Consider the following 16823-nt stretch of genomic DNA (forward strand, 5'->3'; position numbering starts at 1 on the left):
TTCGACGGCTTGCCGCAGCACGCATCAACAGACGCGCGCAGGGCCGGCAAGCAAGGAATGGGTCTTAAGCCAGTACGGGCGGTGCGCGCGGATTTCCGGACGACCACAGAAACAGCGGCGCCGGTGCGCGGTAATACAGAGGAGGAAAGACTTCGTGGCCGCCGCTGACGGCAAAATTCATCGCAGCGCCCGGCAGCAAGGCAAACGAACCCGCATGGGTGCTGCAGTACGGGCAATGTTCAAAAGCATGGACGACGGGATCCATGCCGGACTTTTTCATATCCGTATCGCTGGCCGCCATCTCCATCACGCCATCGACGGTACAGATCTGCATGAGCAAGGCCGACGGCACCGAGACGGCAGGCGCCGCCAAGGCATGCGAAATCGACGGCGCGACGGCGGCAAACAGCACGGCCAGGATGGCCAGCCATGTGTGCAGCAGTGTGCGTTTCGTCCGTTTCAGCATGGCAGTATTATAACGAGGAAACGGCCGCCTCCGTAGGTCGGATTAGCGCTTGCGCGTAACCCGACATCAAACGCGTCAACAATAGTGTCGGATTACGGCGCTTTGCGCCTGATCCGACCTACGTTGCATCAGCGATATTGGCGGTCACACTGGCTACGGGTCTGTATCCGTAGGTCGGGTTAGCGCTTGCGCGTAACCCGACAGAATCCGCGTCAACGATATTGGCCGTCACACCGGCATATGCCTGCAGATCCGGTTAAAAAATAATGGCCAGCGCGGCAATCACAGCGTACGGTTCAGCACCAACAGGGTCTTGTTCTGCGCATCATCCTGCGACGAAGGATAGAACACCAGGGCGTAGCCCTGCTCGCCTGTCTTGTTGACGCTCGACAGGACCAGGTCCGCCTGCGGCATCGCAATCACGTCGCCGGTCAGCAGATTCTTGTAACCGGTTTCGCCCTTGCTGTAGAACAGTTCCAGCAACCTGTCTTCCCTGGTGGTCAGCCAGCCATTGCCGAACTCGTCATTGAAACGCGTTACCAGGGTACCGCCGCCGATATCGACCGGCAGCCAGGTGTTGTAGAACTCGTCGGCAAAGTCCGCCAGTTCCACCACCGCGCTGCTGCCGTCCGGCCCGATGGTCACGACAATGATCTTGCCGTCCTGCTGGGCCAGCAGATACGAGGTTTGCTCGAAGGACAGGCTGAGGATTTGCAGGCAATAGATCGGTTTCGACAGCACGATCCGCTCGCGCATGACATTACCCTGCTCATCCACCTGCCGGTGCAGCCAGCCCTGCTCGTGCTGGGCCAGCAAGTGGATACCGTTGGCGCCAACCGCAATCCTGTTATTGCCGGGCAAGGGCAATTTGCTGTTGTGCTTTTTCTTGATGCGGCCATCGGCAAACTCGATTGCCAGCAGCTTGTCCGGCTTTTTCTCGGACCAGTCGGCCTCGTGGAAGATCGCCGCCGTTGCGGTGGCGCCGATAAAGTCGCCAACGAACGGCCGGCCTGCCTTGGGCAGCTCCACAGCGTCGCGCTGAAACACGGGGATGCTGATTTCCAGTTCCTTGTCCGGGTGGTACGGCACGATCGAAACATAAGCTTGCCGCTGCGGGCCGAGAAACAGCGTCGGCAGGATGCCGTCGTCCTCCGCATAGCTGACGCTGGCGCCATCGGAGCCGACCACCGTGTACACCAGTTTGTAGCTGCCATTGGCGTCGTAGACATAGCTGGTCAGCAGGCTATTGCCGTCCGAACAGATGCTTTGCTTGGCTGAGACGCCTGCTTCGGCCACCAGCGTGGTCAGCGTGCCGAAGCCGGTATCGGTGAGCGTGACTTGAAAAGGATGAACGACATCAGGATTTTTCATGTGGGCGTAACCTATGGTGATTGCAGCGGGGCCAGCATTTGCTGTCCGCGGATAATATCGACCAGCGTGCGCAGCGCCGGATGCTTGTGACGACGGCTACTGTAATACATATGGAACGGTTCGCCATCGGCTGCGTGTGCGCCCAGCACCACGCGCAGGCTGCCTTCGGCAATCTCGGCGGCGATGCGGCTTTCCAGCAAATAGGCCAGGCCCACGCCCGCCTTGGCGGCGGCAATCGTGGCGGCCGTGTTGTTGATGGTGATCAGGCCGGGCACGCGGATGCCGCGCTTGACCGGGGCCTGCCCCGCTTCACTGCTGTTGAGCTCCCAGCGGTAGCTGGAATTATCTCCCAGCAGCAGCTGCAGACAGCTGTGGCTGGCCAGGTCGTCCAGCCGCAGCGGTTCGCCCCGGCGCGCCAAGTAGTCCGGCGAGCCTGCCACCACCCAGCGCTGCGGACCGGACAGCGCCACGGCGATCATGTCTTCCGGCACGTAGTCGCCATAGCGGATGCCTGCGTCATAGCCTTCGGCCACGATATCGATGGGCCGGTCTTCCACCACCACCGTCAGCTTCACGTCCGGGCAGCGCCGCGCGAACTCGGGCAGCGCCGGCGCGATCATCAGGTGCGCCGCGTCGGCAAACACATTGATGCGCAGCTCGCCAAAGCGGCCGGCGCCCGGCGCGTCGATATCGGCCAGCGCATGTCCGATGGTGTCGAAGCCCTCTTCCAGGCGCGCCGCCAGCGCCAGGCCCGTGTCGGTCGGCGCCACCGCGCGGCTGGTACGATTCAGCAATTTAGCGCCCAGCCGCTCTTCCAGCCGGCGCATGGCGTGGCTGGCCGCCGATGGCGTCAGACCGAGCTGGATGGCAGCGGCCTTGAAGCTGCGCGTGCGCATAATGGTCAGGAAAACCCGCAGGTCGGCCAGTTCGATACGGTCAAAGACGGACATGGATGAATTTCACTCACTGTTTCAATGAATCTGAATCACGCCAAATCTTATCATGTCCCGCTTCATCCACAGTACGATCTTGCCTATAAAAATACCCCCCACACTGGAGAACCGATGACACTCGCTACACACCTGACGCTGGGCGACCTGGCCGGCAAGCGCATCCTGATCACGGGCGGCTCGACCGGCATCGGCGCTGCCGTCGTGCTGGGCTTTGCCGCGCAAGGCGCGCATGTGGTGCTGCACTATAACGCCAGCCATGAGCCTGCCGAGCAGCTGCGCGCGCAGTATCCCGGCCATATCACGCTGCTGCAGGGCGACCTGGCGGCCCCCGGCGAAACGGCGCGCGTGGTAAACGAGGCAGCGCGCCTGCTGGGCGGGCTGGACGGCCTGATCAATAACGCCGGCAGCATGCTGGGCCGCATCCCCACGATACAGGCGACCGACGCGCATTTCGACGAGGTGCTGGACCTGAACGCCAAATCGGTCTGGCAGGCCAGCATTGCCGCCCATCCGCACCTGAAGGCGGCCGGCGGCGGCTTTATCATCAACACCACCTCGATTGCGGCCAGGAATGGCGGCGGCAACGGCGCCGTGCTGTATGCGGCGGCCAAGAGCTTTGTCAGCAGCCTGACGCGCGGCCAGGCCAAGGAATTCGTGGCCGACAAGATCCGCGTCAATGCGGTGGCGCCAGGGCTGATTTTGACGCCGTTCCACGTGCGCGACACGCCCGACGCCATGATGGCCGCGCAAAGCGCCACCATTCCCATGGGCCGCGCGGGATTGCCGCAGGAATGCGTGGGTGCGTTTCTATTCCTCGCTTCGGAAGCGCTGTCCGGCTATATCACCGGGCAAATTATTGAAGTCAATGGCGGCCAGTTAATGCCGTAAATAGAAAGATAAAAAAATGAAACTACGACCATTCGGCCGCACCGGCCACAACGTTTCCGAAATCGGCTTTGGCGCCTGGGCCATCGGCGGCGCCTGGGGCGATGTCTCCAGCGAGGACGCCAAGGCAGCGCTGCACGCGTCGCTGGACGCGGGCACCAATTTTATCGACACGGCCGACGTATATGGCGACGGCCGCTCCGAGCGCTTCATCGCCGAAGTGCTCAAGGAACGCGGCGGCGCACGTCCGTATGTGGCGACCAAGGCCGGTCGCCGCCTGAGTCCGCACGTGGCCGATGGCTACACCGAGGAAAACCTGGTGGCGTTCGTCGAGCGCTCGCTGGTCAACCTGGACACCGACTGCCTGGACCTGGTGCAGCTGCACTGCCCGCCGCCGGACGTGTATTACCGTCCGGAAGTGTTTGACATCATGGACCGCATGGTCAGCGCCGGCAAGATCCGCCACTATGGCGTCTCGGTGGAAAAGGTCGAGGAAGCGCTGAAAGCCATCGAATACCCGAATGTGGCGTCGATCCAGATCATCTACAATATTTTCCGCCAGCGACCGAACCAGCTATTTTTTGCGGAGGCGAAAAAGCGCGAGATTGGCGTGATCGTGCGCGTGCCGCTGGCCTCGGGCGTATTGACCGGCAAGATGAACGTCAATACGGCGTTTGCCGCCGATGATCACCGCGCCTTCAACCGCAACGGCGAAGCGTTCGACAAGGGCGAAACGTTCTCGGGCGTGCCATACGAGGTGGCGCTGGAGGTGGTGGAAGACATCCGCCGCCTGGTGCCGGGCGGTATCACCATGGCGCAGTTCGCGCTGCGCTGGATTTTGATGGAAGAGTCGGTCAGCACCGTGATTCCCGGCGCCCGCAATGCGCAGCAGGCCGCCGCCAACAGCGCCGCCAGCGCCTTGCCTGCCCTGCCTGCAGACACCATGGAGGCGCTGCGCGACATTTACCAGCATCGCATCGCCCCATTTGTGCATCAGCGCTGGTAAGATTGCCATTCGCATATGATCCACAACGTTTATCGAAAAGAGCATCAATGACAGCTATTAAATTGGGTATCGTTGGCGTGGGCAAGATTGCCACCGACCAGCACTTGCCTGCCATCGCCGCCAACGGCGACTTTCACTTGCTGGCCTCGGCCAGCCGCAACGCCAGCATAGACGGCCTGCCGGGCTTTACGTCGATCGACGAGATGCTGGCCAGGCAGCCGGAGATCGAAGCCGTGGCCTTGTGCATGCCGCCGCAGCATCGCTACCAAGCGGCGCACGCCGCCCTGACGGCCGGCAAGCACGTGTTTATGGAGAAACCGCCGGGCGCGACCTTGTCCGAAGTGGCCGACCTGGAAAAACTGGCGCAAGCCAAGGGCGTGACCCTGTTCGCCAGCTGGCATTCGCGCCATGCGCCGGCCGTGCAGGTGATGAAGTCCTTCCTGGCCAAACATGCACCGAGCAAGGTCGAAGTGATCTGGAAGGAAGACGTGCGCCACTGGCATCCGGGCCAGGAATGGATCTGGGAAGCGGGCGGCCTGGGCGTATTCGATCCGGGCATCAACGCGCTGTCGATTGTCACGGAAATTTTGCCCAACGCCATGTTTCTCAAGTCGGGCGTGCTGGAGTTTCCGGCCAACCGCGACGCGCCGATCGCGGCCGACCTGCGCTTTACGGACGCCACCGGCCTGGCCGTGCACGCGGCATTCGACTGGCGCCAGACCGGCAAGCAGAGCTGGGAAATCAATGTGGCCACCGGTGCCGGCGAACTGCGCATGGCCGATGGCGGCGCGAAACTGTGGATAGACGGTGTCGCCCAGGAACTGCCGGAAGAAGGCGAATACCCGTCGCTGTACCGCCATTTCGCCAGCCTGGTGAAAAACGGCCAGTCCGACGTCGACCTGTCGCCGCTGCGCCATGTGGCCGACGCGTTTATGCTGGGCAAGCGCAAGGAAGTCGAGGCGTTTGACAGCTGATTGCTGCTGACAGAAACTGACAGGCGCGTGTCGTACAGTCGTCATCCTGTAGTCATCCAACTATTTTCAAGGAGATTCTTATGCCGCGCGCCATCACCGTCCTGACCGACAATTTCGCCGATTGGGAAACCGCCCTTTTCAATGCATCGGCCCGCTATTATTTCGGCTTCGACGTGCGCTATGCCGCGCCGCAAGGCAAGCCTCTGCTGTCGGCGGGCGGCCTGCTAGTGACACCGCAGCTGGCCATCGACGAAATCGAACTCGACGGTCTGGACGTGCTGCTGGTCTGCGGCGGTCCGGCCTGGCAAAGCGCGGGAGCGCCCGATATCGGCGCCCTGCTGGCCGCCGCGCAGCAGCGTGGCATCGTGCTGGCCGGCATCTGTGACGGCACGCGCGTACTGGCGCAAGCTGGCGTGCTGGACCATGTGCGCCACACCTCCAATTCTGCCGATAACCTGGCTACCCTGGCCGGCTATGCGGGCGCGGCCCTGTACCAGGACGTGCCGCATGCGGTGGCCGACCGGGGCGTGATCACGGCGCCCGGCACCGCGCCCGTCACGTTTGCCGCCGCGGTGCTGGCCGCGCTGGGCATCGCCGGCGACGAGCTGCAAGCCTACCTGGCGCTGCACGCGCGCGAACACGGCGCGCAAGGATAGGCGCAAAAGCTGCCTCAGATCAAGATTTTCGCCCCGTCCCTCCCCTCATTTTCGTGCTTTTACAGCCGCAACTTGTCATCGGCACTATAATGTCGGCACCGTGTGCGGCGGCCCTGGCGGCGATAGACGGTAACAATTTCGCGTGGAGGCCGTTACAATAGGCATTGACCGACGCAGGATGTCACTTTTTTTTGCCAGCATTTGCCAGCACCTAACCATTTTTTTGACCAGCAAACAAATACTATGAGTTCGATGAATGAAGAGCGCGTCTTAAGCGTGCACCACTGGACGGATACCCTGTTCTCCTTTACCACCACGCGCGATCCTTCGTTGCGTTTCTCGAATGGCCATTTCACGATGATCGGCCTGCGCGTCGACGGCAAGCCGCTGCTGCGCGCCTACAGTATCGCCAGCGCCAATTACGAAGAACATCTGGAGTTTTTCAGCATCAAGGTTCCGGGCGGTCCATTGACCTCGCGCCTGCAGCACCTGCAGGTGGGCGACACGGTGATCGTTGGCCGCAAACCGACCGGCACGCTGGTATCGGACTACCTGCTGCCAGGCAAGCGCCTGTACATGCTGTCGACCGGTACCGGCCTGGCGCCGTTCCTCAGCATCGTGCGCGATCCGGACATCTACGAGCGCTTCGACCAGCTGATCCTGGTGCACGGCGTGCGCCAGGTCGACGAGCTGGCCTACCACGACCTGCTGGTCGAGCACCTGCCGAACCACGAGTTCCTGGGCGAAATGGTCACCGACAAGCTGCGCTACTACCCGACCGTCACGCGCGAAGACTTCCGCAACATGGGCCGCATCACCTCGCTGATCGAAACGGGCAAGCTGTTCGAAGACCTGGGCGTGCCTGCGCTGGACCCTGCCGTCGACCGCGTGATGATCTGCGGCAGCTCCGACATGCTGCGCGACCTGAAAGACATGCTGGAAGAGCGCGGCTTCAAGGAAGGCAATACCTCCACGCCTGGCGACTTCGTGGTCGAGCGCGCATTCGCCGAGAAATAATCGTTCTGTCGTTCACGAAAAGCCCGGCCTCACCGTATTTGCGGTGAGGCCGGGCTTTTTTCGTTTTTTTCGAGCTGCTTGAGCCGTTCGATCGCATGTCCGTTGTCAGCATCGAGTTCGACCGAACGGCGGTAGTGGCTGATGGCCAGCGCCTGGTCGCCCGCCGCTTCGCCCGCTTCGGCCAGGCTGTCGTGGCCGTTGGCGCTGTCCGGATACAGCTGTACCGCCAGTTTGAACACGGCCAGCGCATCGCTGGTCCGCTGCTGGCGCAGCAGGCGATAACCCCACGCATTCAGCTCGCCTTCGTCGGGATTGGGCAGCGCATGCTGCTGGCGAATGGCGGACAGTTGCGGGCCGAGCCCGTCAAAGCCTTTCCTGCCGATGGCTTGCCGCAGCAGATAGCCGGCATAGGCGCCGCCCGCCTGCTGGCGCAGCGCCGGCACATAGAAGCCGGCCACGGTATCGATCAGCTGTTCGGGCTGGCCGCCGGCCAGGTTGGTCAGGATCACGATGGCCAGGTCGTCGTTCGGATACACATAAAACGCCGAACGCGCGCCGCCGATGCCGGCCACCGCGCGGTGGCCGTCGCGGCGGATCGCGGGCCAGCCCAAGGCCCACGGCGCCGGCTTGCCATCGGCCAGCGTTCCCGGCTGCCACAGGCGCGCCAGGCTTTCCGGCTTCAGCAGCTTGCCTGACTGCAGCGCGATCAGCCACTTGCCCAGTTCGTCGGCACTGCTGTTGATGCCGGCGCCGGCGCGCATAAAGACGGGAAAATCCTCGATCACATTGCGATACTCCTGGCCGGCCAGATAGTATGAGCTGGCCTTGCCTGGCACCACATCCTTGGCATCGCCAAAGCCGCTGTGCCGCATGCCCGCCGGAACGAACTGCCCTTGCCGGATGAAGTCCACATAGGGCATGCCGCTTTGCCGTTCGATCACCTGGGCCAGCAGGACGTAGTTGGTCTGGTTGTAGCGAAAGCGCTGGCCCGTGACGAAGTCCATCGGCAGCGCCTGCACCGCTTTCCACGCCGCCTCGGGATCGTCCGGCTGCGGCCCCACCAGTTTGCCGGTGGCCTGGTTCAGCACGTCGGGCAGGCCGGACGTATGGTCGAGCAGGCGGGCGATCGTCACGGACTGCCACGCCTGGGGCAAGCCGGCGATATAGCGCGACACGGGCGCATCGAGTTCGACCTTGCCCTGCTGCACCAGCTGCATGACGGCCACGCCCGTCAATGACTTGGTGGCGGAATTGATGGAAAACAGGCTGGCGCCGGTGACCGGCACGCCATACTGCAGCGAGGCCACGCCAAAATTACGCGACAACACCACCTTGCCATGGCGTACTACCGCAATCTGCAGTCCGGGAATGTCCCGTTCCCGCATTTCGCTTTGCAGAAAAGCGGTAATTCCCTGCTCCACGTTTTCCGCTTGCGCCACTGGCGCCATGGCATTGGCCGCTTCGGCAGAGGGCGGCGACATGAAGAGTGCGGCGACCAGCATGGACAGCGGCAAGCGGTTGAGCATGATGTGATCTTCGATTAACTGTTATAAAATTGCTATGCAGCATCACACAAGCAGTTATCAAGGTCAACAACAATCTACTCGTCCATCCACACGTCCTCGTACCCGCTCCTATCCACAATAAACCTGGCGCCGCTGGGCAAGGCCAGGTAGGCCAGCACCTGCGGCAGCAGTTCCTGCAGGTGGCTTGCGTGCAGCGGCTGGTAGAAATCGAGGGCGTCGGAATGGTCGCCGCAATGAATAAACCAGCTGATGGTGCCATTTTCCGGCAGGTCGATGCGCGTGCCGTAGATCGGCGACTGCTCCAGGCTGCCTGTCGCGACGGCCACCATCGGTTCGGATGGCTGCGCCCGCAAGCCATATCGGTCGCAGATGCGCTGCTGTTTCTCGGTGATGTTCATGGTTCAGGAGCCTGTATATCGGTAGTGCAGTGAAAGGACGCCCGCAGTGTGCCGGATGTCCACGTGCAGGATGGCTTCGCCCGGCACGCCGTCGCCGAACAGCACGCATTCGAGGCCCAGCATGTGGTCGTGCCTGAGAAAGGCGTCCAGCATGGGCCGCACGCCGGGGACGGTCTTGCCTGCCAGGTCCCGCGGCGCCACGGTGATCGCCGGGCGGGCAGGAAAATAACTGTCGAGATCCTGGTACAGCTCCTCCGCCACCGCAGGCGCCATGGCCCAGTCGCGCTGCAGCGCAACACGATCGCGCGTATTCACGGTATCGAGAAATCGTTCAAGCAAGTCATGCACTTGCCCGGCATCAAAATGTTCACCAACTGTCAATATCATTTTCAGGTTTTATCAGCGTTATCGCGGCGCATTATATCGCGGGACTTCGCGCCATGCACCGGCAATGGGAGAAACATATGGAATTGCACTGTTATCGTGCACTGCAATAATATGCTCCCTGTTCAAAAAAAAATCACGATGATTGAACCGCATTGATGCCGATATTTCCGCCAATATGAAATGGTGATAATGTGTGACTATTCAATATTCATGATCTCCATAACGAATTCGCATTGACGCGCATTTATTCCGCGCTTAATATTGGATGGCCATTCATCATGGCACTTGTCAATCGCAGTACTTAACCACCACAAGAGGATAGTACAATGCAAAAACAGAACCACAGCAAATTGTTCGCATTCAAACTGGCTGAAAAAAAGACGCCCGCCCCCGCTTCTTCCCCATGGAAGGCGCGCGATGGCGTGGCCGTGGCTGGCTGCAGCGCAGTCGGCGTGCATGACCAATACCGCGACAGCTCGAAGCTGAAGCCGAACGACAGCGGCCAATACTGCTGATTATCCGCCGATTTTCATCGGCCGATCAACACCGCCAGCCGGCGGTCAGCCTTGCCCAACAATAAATATTAATGTGCCCGCCGGCACGGCTTGATTGCGCGCGCAATTTTCATCTGCATTCCATTTCAGCGCAATAAAAACGGCAAATGAAATGATGCGGTCTTTTCGATTGACGCGCTATTTATTGCTGGTTAATATAAAAAAGCCGGAACACGGCAGGCATATAAAGCGGTACTTAACCATTACAAAAGGATAGTACGATGCAAAAGCAGAATCAAACCAAGCTGTTCGCTTTCAAACTGGCTGAAAAACACGTGGGGCAGGAAGCAAAGCCGGCGCAGCCATGGACTGCGCGCGACGGCGTTGCCGTGGCCGGCTGCACCTATTACGGCGATCCGGAAGATTACAACCTGCGCGACAGCTCGAAGCTGAAACCGAACGATACAGGCATCTATTGCTGATGACGCATTGATCTTGCCTTGATCCCGAAAGCCTTGCTCCGGCAGGGCTTTTTCTTCTTTCGCCGCAGAGTACGCTGAATGCACAAACAGGTTTTGATTATCAGTCATGGCGGCGATCTGCATGCCGATCTGCTGATTCCGCTGCTGGCCGACCGCGGCCACACGCCCTTCCGCATCAATCTCGACGCCTTTCCACGCGATTACCAGCTGTGCCAGCGCATGCGGGACGGCCAGCCCAGCGCGCGCCTGCGCCACCTGCCCGACGGCGCCTGGCTGGACCTGCAACAAGTGGGCGCCGTCTGGCTGCGCAAACCGGCCGAGTACGCCTATGCCAGCGAAGACCTGGGCCCCCAGGAGCGTGCTTATGCCAGGCTGGAAACCGACCAGGCGATGTTCAGCCTGCTCTATTCGCTCGATTGCTACTGGCTCAGCCACCCACTGGCGCTGCGCGCGGCGCAATGGAAAGGGGAGCAGCTCGAACGGGCTGCGCGCATGGGCTTTCGCGTGCCCGATACCGTAATCACCAATGTGGCCGACGATGTGCGCGCCTTCCGCGCGGCGGTGGGTGGCCCCATCATCTTCAAGGCCATGTCGACGCCCACCCTGGCCTCCGAAGCGGTCGCGCCGGAGGAGCAGATCAGCCGCGGCATCGTCACCACCGTGATCGACGACGCCATGCTGGACGAGCTCGACGCGGTCGGCGAAGTGAGCTGCCAGTTTCAGGAATATATCGCCAAGCAATATGAATTGCGCGTCACCGTGATCGGCAGCGCCCTGTTTGCCGCCAGGCTGCATACGCAGGACGATGCGCGCACGGCAATCGACTCGCGCGACATGTCGGCCGAGATCCGCTATGAGGCATGCGTGCTGCCACCCGAGGTGCACCAGCGCTGCCTCGATTTCGTGCACAGCTACGGCCTGCAATATGGCGCGCTTGACCTGATTGTCACGCCCGAGGGCGACCATGTTTTTCTTGAAAACAACCCCGTCGGCCAGTTCCTGTATGTACAGCAATTAATTCCCGCCTTTCGCCTGCTTGAATGCGTGGCCGACAAACTGATCGAGGAGGTGCTATGCCGCAGCCGGAGCTGACTTCCCTGCCGGCCGTGCCAACACTGCTGCGTGAACTCGAGCTGGCGCGCGGCAGCCGCGCGCTGGTGCTGGCCGCGTCGCACCTGGACCTGGAACTGTTGCCGGCCATCTACGAGCAATGCCGCCAGATCGGCCAGGTGGCGCGGCTCGACGTGGTGCTGCACGGGCGCGGCGGCGTGGTCAACGCGGCGCGCCGCATCGCCCTCCTGCTGCGTCAGCATGCGCGCCACCTGACCTTTATCGTGCCGTTTCACTGCCAGTCGGCGGCCACCTTGCTGTGCCTGGGCGCCGACGAGGTGATCGCCGGCGACCTGGCGCTGTTTTCGCCGATCGATCCGCAGCTGAACGGCGCCGACGGCGGGGCGTTCTCCAGCCTCGATATCAAGGTGTTCGGCGACATGGCCGAGCGCTGGTTCGGCGTCGACGCGGGCGAGGCCCGCCAGCAATCGCTGTCGCTGCTGTGCGGCAGCGTGTTTGCGCCATCGCTGACGGCGTTTTACCGCACCACGCTGGAGCTGGCGCAGATCGGCGAAGAACTGCTGGCGTGGCAATTGCCTGACCACCTGCCCGAGGCGCGGCGCGCCATCGTCGAGCAGCTGATGGCCGGCTACCATTCGCACAACTACGCGCTGACGCGCGAGGAGCTGGCCGCGCTCGGCTTGCGCATGGCACGCGACGAAGACGCTGAACGCCTGGGCTGGGCCATTTCGACGCAGCTGCAGGCCAGCATCGGCGGCGCCCTGCGCAGCGCGCCGGAGCAAGCGTGGAACGATGCGCTGCTGGCCACGCGCGACGGCGTGTTGCTGCGCCGCCAACAGCCGGGCGGCTTCGCGCCGCAGTGGTCGACGGTGGCGCCCGCATGATGTCGGCGCCGCTGGCCGCCTTTCTCGGCGATATCGCGCGCTGCCTGATCGGCATGTTGCTGCTGGCGGCCGCCGCCGGCAAGCTGCGCAGCTACCGCGCATTCCGCGACAACCTGTCCGCCTCGTTTGGCGTGCCGGCCGCCGGCGCCGCGCTGGCCGCACCGGCGCTGGTAGCGCTCGAAGCGCTGCTGGCCGCATGGCTGCTGGCATGGGGCGGACCGCTGCCGATGCTGCTGTCGCTGCTGCTGCTGGCCAGCCTGACGATCGTGCTCGCCTGCCGCTATTTCACGCAAAGCGTGGTGCGCTGCAGCTGCTTTGGCGAAGCGCAGCGCCCCGTGTCGCAGCATGACCTGACGCGCAACGGACTGGTGATCGCCGTCAATGCCCTGTATTTCGCGCTGCCCGCCATGGCCGCGCTGCCGTGGCAGACCTCGCTGCTGGCGGCCGCACTGGCGGCCATCGCCTGCGTGGCGGCGATCCATTTTCACGATATCGCCACCCTGGCCAGGGCCGGCTGATGGACAGCACCATCCTGCATCTGGTGCTGGCAGTGCTGGCGTTTGCGCTGGCGGGCAACGTCTGGCTGAGCCTGGCCGTGCTGCGCGCCAGCCGCCGCGAACGCGTGGCGCCGGTGGCACTGGAAGCGGGCCAGGCGCTGCCGCAGGTGACGGCGCGCCTGCTGGGCGCCAGGCAGCGCGTAAAGCCTGGCGCCGATGGCCAGGCGGCCGTGCTGCTGTTTCTTGCCAGCCGCTGTCCGAAATGCCTGGAAAAACTGCCGGCGCTGGAACGGCTGCTGCCACAGGCGCACGGCGCCGGCCTGGCGCTGTGGCTGGTCAGCGAGGAACCGGCGCGGCGCCTGCGCACGTTTCTCGGCAGCGCCGCGCTGCAGGCCGTCACGGCGCGCGTCAGCCTGCGCGACTATCGGCTGCTCAATCCGCACATGAGTTCGCCGTCGTATGTGTTTGTCGACCACCAGGGCGCCGTGCAGGCTGCCGGGCTGATCGGCGATGAAAACTGGCTCGGCCTGCTTGAACAGCTGGCCGACCAACCTGAGCAGAAGGAACGCGCCGCATGAATGCCTCTCCCCATTTCGAACGGCTGCGCCTGATGTATCCGGTGCGCTGGCGCATTGCCGCCGGCCTGGCCTGCATGGCGCTGACGGTGGGCGCCCAGTTGGCGTTCCCGCAGGCAATCGCGTACTTTATCGACCATGTCGCCGAGCTGACCCGGCGCGCCGTCACGCCTTCCCTGCTGGCGGCCATGCTGGGCTTTTGCCTGCTGTACGCGGTGGCCTCGGCCGCACGTTTTTACCTGCTGCAGTCGAGCGGCCACATGATCGTGATGGGGGTGCGCAAGCGCCTGTTCGACGTGGTGATCAACCAGCCGATCGCGTTTTTCGACAAGCACCATGGCGGCGAGCTGAACAGCCGATTGACCTCGGACGTGTCGGCGCTGCATGAAAGCCTGACCATCGGCGCGGCCAACGCGCTGCGCTCGCTGTGCGTGTTCATCGGCGGCATCGTGATGCTGCTGCATCTGTCGCCGCTGCTCAGCTTGCCGCTGGGGCTGTTCATTCCCATCAGCCTGTATTTCGGCAAGCTGTCCGGCAGCAATTACCGCCAGCGCTCGCGCGCGATCCAGGCCAGCCTGGCCGCCAGCGGCAAGGTGGCGCAGGAATATTTTGCCAACGCCCGGCTGGTGCAGGCCTTCAACCAGCAGGCCGGCGCCATGGGCCGCTACGCGCGCGCGATGCAGGAGTTGATGGGCGTCTCGCTGGCCGGCACCCGGCTGCTGGCCGTGTTCCAGGGTGCGCAAGGGATGCTGGCGTTCGTGGCCCTGCTGACCACCCTCGCCTTCGGCGCGCACCTGATCGGCCAGGGAAAACTGACCGTGGGCGAGCTGACCGCGTTTGTCATCTATGCCAGCATGGTGACCGACACGGCCGGCTCGGTCAGCGAATTCTGGAATACCTGGATGCGCACCATGGGCTCGACCGACCGCATCTTCGAGATCCTGCGCAGCCACCGCCCGGCGCCCGTGCTGGCGCCGCAGCCGCCCCTGGCCGGCCAGGTGGCGCTGCAGGCGGTGCGCTTTTCGTATCCGGAACGCACGCAGGCGACCGCGCTCGATGGCGTGTCGCTGTCGATACGCGCCGGCGAAAAAGTCGCGCTGGTGGGCGCGTCAGGCGCCGGCAAGTCGACCATCGCCAGCCTGATCCTCGGCCACTACCAGCCCAGCGCCGGCAGCGTGCTGTTCGACGGCGTCGATGCGCGTGCCCTGGGTCTGGCGCATGTGCGCAGCCAGATGGCCGTGGTGGAACAGGAGCCGGCGCTGTTTTCGGGCAGTATTGCGGACAATATCGCGTTTGCCGTGCCCGGCCGCGACGTCACGCGCGAGGAAATGGAAACCGTCGCCAGGCTGGCCCATGCGCATGATTTCATCACGGCTTTTCCGGATGGCTATGACACGGTGGTCGGCGAACGCGGCGTGCAACTGTCGGGCGGCCAGAAGCAGCGCATCGCGATCGCCCGCGCCATGCTGCGCGCGCCGAAAATCCTGATACTGGACGAAGCGACCAGCGCGCTGGACGCCGCCAGCGAACAGCTGGTGCAGCGCGCGCTCGACACGCTGATGCAGGGTCGCACCACCGTCATCATCGCGCACCGCTTTTCGACCATCGTCAAGGCCGACCGGATTATCGTGATGGAAAACGGCAGCATCTGCCAGCAAGGCAGCCATGCCGAACTGCTGCGCGCAGGCGGACCGTATGCGCGGCTGATGCAGCAGCAGCTGTCGCAGTTCCAGCAGCTGCACGACAGCGTGGCGGCGCACTGAAGGAAACAGGGATAAAGCTTGCGCCGGTGGCGTTGGCAGGCGCGCACGACTCGCTCGACTCTACCGGCTGGCCGCCGGAAATGCACGGGTCGGCGCATGCGACTGGACCGCCGTGCGGCTATCGCTTAAGGTGAACGCTTTCGTACCTCGGGACCCCAGCGTGAAAGTCGAAACCCCCTTGCTCGTTCCTGTGCTGGCGGCACTGCCGGTGTGCGCCTGCATGGCCATCCTCGGCCTGCCCGCCTACAGCAATGGCTACATCATTGCCTTTCGTACCGTTTTCTTCGTTGCCTGCCTGGCATGGCTGGTTCCGCTGACGCTGATGCAGCGGGCCATGTGGCGCCGCGACTGGTCCTGGCTGCGGATGGGCCTGGTATTGCTGGCGGCCACCTACGCCATGGCCATCGTGAATGCCTTGCTGGGGCAAAGCCTGGGGATCGCGCTGGGACGGGAGACGGGCTATCAATGGAAATATCTGGCGCGCGGCCTGGACAGCTGCTGGCTGGCGCTGGTCGCATTCTGCGCGGTGCATGCGGTGGCCGCCTATTACCTGTCGCTGCAGCAGGTCCGCCTGCATCTGGCCCAGGCGCAAGGCGCGGCCCGCGACGCCGAGCTGCGCGCGCTGCGCCTGCAGGTCAATCCGCACTTCCTGTTCAATTCGCTCAATGCGATTTCGGCGCTGGTGTCGGCCGGCTCCAACCGGGAAGCGAACCGCATGCTCGCCTGCGTGGCCGAGTTCCTGCGCGCCACGCTGTCACACGATGGCCGCCACGAGCATGCGCTTGCCGATGAGCTGGCCCTGCTCGACGCCTACCTGGCAATCGAAAAGGCGCGGCTCGGCGAGCGCCTGCGCCTGACGATGAAGGTCGGGCCCGACCTGCTCGACAGCGTGGTGCCCTACCTGATGCTGCAGCCGCTGGTGGAAAATGCCATACGCCACGGTATCGCGCCGCTGTCCACTCCCGGGCGGCTCGATATTCTTGTCGGGCGCGAAGGCGGGCGCCTGCTGATCGACGTGCAGAACGACGGCCAGCAGCCCGCACACGCGGGCAGCGGCATCGGCCTGGCCAATGTCGGGCAGCGCCTGCAACACCTGTACGGCGAGAATCAGGAGTTGGAAACAGGCTGGCATGCGGATGGCCGCTTCCACGTACGCATCGTGATGCCGCTGCACGGCATGCAGGCGGCAGCATGACTATCCGGGTGCTGATCGTCGACGACGAACCGCTGGCGCGGCTGGCGGTCAGCGCCAGGCTGGCGGGGCGCGGCGCCTTCGAGCTGGTTGGCGAGTTTGGCGATGGCGACAGCGCTGGCGCGGGGATCCTGGCGCTCAAGCCCGACCTGGTGTTCGTCGACGTCGACATGCCGGGAAAGTCCGGCCTCGAGATGCTGGCCGCGCTGACGCCGGCGCAGCGGCC

General features: G+C 63.4%; 20 protein-coding genes. 14 read left to right on the forward strand and 6 right to left on the reverse strand.

Features of this window, described 5'->3' with window-relative positions; all coding sequences use genetic code 11:
• Positions 1–64 precede the first annotated feature (64 nt).
• The 3 genes from RTQ46_RS13745 to RTQ46_RS13755 all read right to left on the reverse strand — a co-directional run bounded on the left by RTQ46_RS13745 (position 65) and on the right by RTQ46_RS13755 (position 2787).
• A complete protein-coding gene (locus RTQ46_RS13745; protein ID WP_312437328.1) occupies positions 65–466 on the reverse strand; it encodes a DUF2946 domain-containing protein in 402 nt (133 codons plus the stop codon).
• Positions 467–748: 282 nt separating this feature from the next.
• A complete protein-coding gene (locus RTQ46_RS13750) occupies positions 749–1837 on the reverse strand; it encodes a hypothetical protein (RefSeq protein ID WP_312437329.1) in 1089 nt (362 codons plus the stop codon).
• A gap of 11 nt (positions 1838–1848) precedes the next feature.
• Positions 1849–2787: a LysR family transcriptional regulator gene (locus RTQ46_RS13755; protein WP_312437331.1), complete on the reverse strand. Its 939-nt coding sequence runs from the start codon at positions 2785–2787 to the stop codon at positions 1849–1851.
• A 114-nt stretch (positions 2788–2901) separates the two neighbouring features.
• Here RTQ46_RS13755 and RTQ46_RS13760 point away from each other — a divergent pair, with 114 nt between their 5' ends.
• The 5 genes from RTQ46_RS13760 (at position 2902) to RTQ46_RS13780 (ending at position 7328) form a co-directional block, all read left to right on the forward strand.
• Positions 2902–3678 carry an SDR family NAD(P)-dependent oxidoreductase gene (locus RTQ46_RS13760; RefSeq protein WP_312437332.1) on the forward strand — a complete coding sequence of 259 codons (777 nt, stop codon included), beginning with the start codon at positions 2902–2904 and terminating at the stop codon, positions 3676–3678.
• Positions 3679–3694: 16 nt separating this feature from the next.
• Positions 3695–4681, forward strand: coding sequence for an aldo/keto reductase (locus tag RTQ46_RS13765; protein WP_312437333.1), 987 nt, complete (start codon positions 3695–3697; stop codon positions 4679–4681).
• A 47-nt stretch (positions 4682–4728) separates the two neighbouring features.
• On the forward strand, positions 4729–5655 hold the full coding sequence (locus tag RTQ46_RS13770) for a Gfo/Idh/MocA family oxidoreductase (protein WP_312437335.1): 927 nt from the start codon (positions 4729–4731) through the stop codon (positions 5653–5655).
• Positions 5656–5735: 80 nt separating this feature from the next.
• Complete coding sequence (locus RTQ46_RS13775; protein ID WP_312437336.1) at positions 5736–6311, forward strand: DJ-1/PfpI family protein; 576 nt, start codon at positions 5736–5738, stop codon at positions 6309–6311.
• 243 nt (positions 6312–6554) lie between these two features.
• Positions 6555–7328 (forward strand): ferredoxin--NADP reductase, encoded by a 774-nt coding sequence (locus tag RTQ46_RS13780; protein ID WP_312437338.1) that lies wholly within the window; start codon positions 6555–6557, stop codon positions 7326–7328.
• Between the two features lie 29 nt (positions 7329–7357).
• Here RTQ46_RS13780 and RTQ46_RS13785 read toward each other — a convergent pair whose 3' ends face one another.
• From RTQ46_RS13785 to RTQ46_RS13795, 3 genes are all read right to left on the reverse strand, one after another.
• Complete coding sequence (locus RTQ46_RS13785) at positions 7358–8854, reverse strand: serine hydrolase (protein WP_312437339.1); 1497 nt, start codon at positions 8852–8854, stop codon at positions 7358–7360.
• Positions 8855–8928: 74 nt separating this feature from the next.
• Positions 8929–9252 (reverse strand): hypothetical protein, encoded by a 324-nt coding sequence (locus RTQ46_RS13790; protein WP_312437341.1) that lies wholly within the window; start codon positions 9250–9252, stop codon positions 8929–8931.
• A gap of 3 nt (positions 9253–9255) precedes the next feature.
• Complete coding sequence (locus tag RTQ46_RS13795; RefSeq protein ID WP_312437343.1) at positions 9256–9639, reverse strand: hypothetical protein; 384 nt, start codon at positions 9637–9639, stop codon at positions 9256–9258.
• 326 nt (positions 9640–9965) lie between these two features.
• Here RTQ46_RS13795 and RTQ46_RS13800 point away from each other — a divergent pair, with 326 nt between their 5' ends.
• The 9 genes from RTQ46_RS13800 to RTQ46_RS13840 form a co-directional block, all read left to right on the forward strand.
• On the forward strand, positions 9966–10154 hold the full coding sequence (locus RTQ46_RS13800; RefSeq protein ID WP_312437344.1) for a hypothetical protein: 189 nt from the start codon (positions 9966–9968) through the stop codon (positions 10152–10154).
• Positions 10155–10414: 260 nt separating this feature from the next.
• Positions 10415–10615, forward strand: a complete 201-nt coding sequence (locus tag RTQ46_RS13805; RefSeq protein WP_312437346.1) for a hypothetical protein — start codon at positions 10415–10417, stop codon at positions 10613–10615.
• A 78-nt stretch (positions 10616–10693) separates the two neighbouring features.
• Positions 10694–11707: an MvdC/MvdD family ATP grasp protein gene (locus RTQ46_RS13810; protein ID WP_312437348.1), complete on the forward strand. Its 1014-nt coding sequence runs from the start codon at positions 10694–10696 to the stop codon at positions 11705–11707.
• Positions 11689–12570, forward strand: coding sequence for an SDH family Clp fold serine proteinase (locus RTQ46_RS13815; protein ID WP_312437349.1), 882 nt, complete (start codon positions 11689–11691; stop codon positions 12568–12570). Before RTQ46_RS13810 ends, RTQ46_RS13815 begins: the two co-directional genes overlap by 19 nt.
• On the forward strand, positions 12567–13088 hold the full coding sequence (locus RTQ46_RS13820; protein WP_312437351.1) for a MauE/DoxX family redox-associated membrane protein: 522 nt from the start codon (positions 12567–12569) through the stop codon (positions 13086–13088). The genes RTQ46_RS13815 and RTQ46_RS13820 overlap by 4 nt, the downstream gene beginning before the upstream one ends.
• Positions 13088–13645 carry a hypothetical protein gene (locus tag RTQ46_RS13825; protein WP_312437352.1) on the forward strand — a complete coding sequence of 186 codons (558 nt, stop codon included), beginning with the start codon at positions 13088–13090 and terminating at the stop codon, positions 13643–13645. Before RTQ46_RS13820 ends, RTQ46_RS13825 begins: the two co-directional genes overlap by 1 nt.
• Entirely contained in the window at positions 13642–15405 is a 1764-nt protein-coding gene (locus RTQ46_RS13830) for an ABC transporter ATP-binding protein (protein WP_312437355.1), read from the forward strand. Before RTQ46_RS13825 ends, RTQ46_RS13830 begins: the two co-directional genes overlap by 4 nt.
• A gap of 160 nt (positions 15406–15565) precedes the next feature.
• Positions 15566–16600, forward strand: coding sequence for a histidine kinase (locus RTQ46_RS13835; protein ID WP_312437356.1), 1035 nt, complete (start codon positions 15566–15568; stop codon positions 16598–16600).
• Positions 16597–16823: response regulator (locus RTQ46_RS13840; protein WP_312437358.1), on the forward strand; the 227-nt coding region annotated here is incomplete at its 3' end. The genes RTQ46_RS13835 and RTQ46_RS13840, both read left to right, overlap by 4 nt.

The sequence above is a fragment of the Janthinobacterium sp. genome (genome assembly GCF_031995485.1).
Lineage (GTDB): Bacteria > Pseudomonadota > Gammaproteobacteria > Burkholderiales > Burkholderiaceae_D > Janthinobacterium.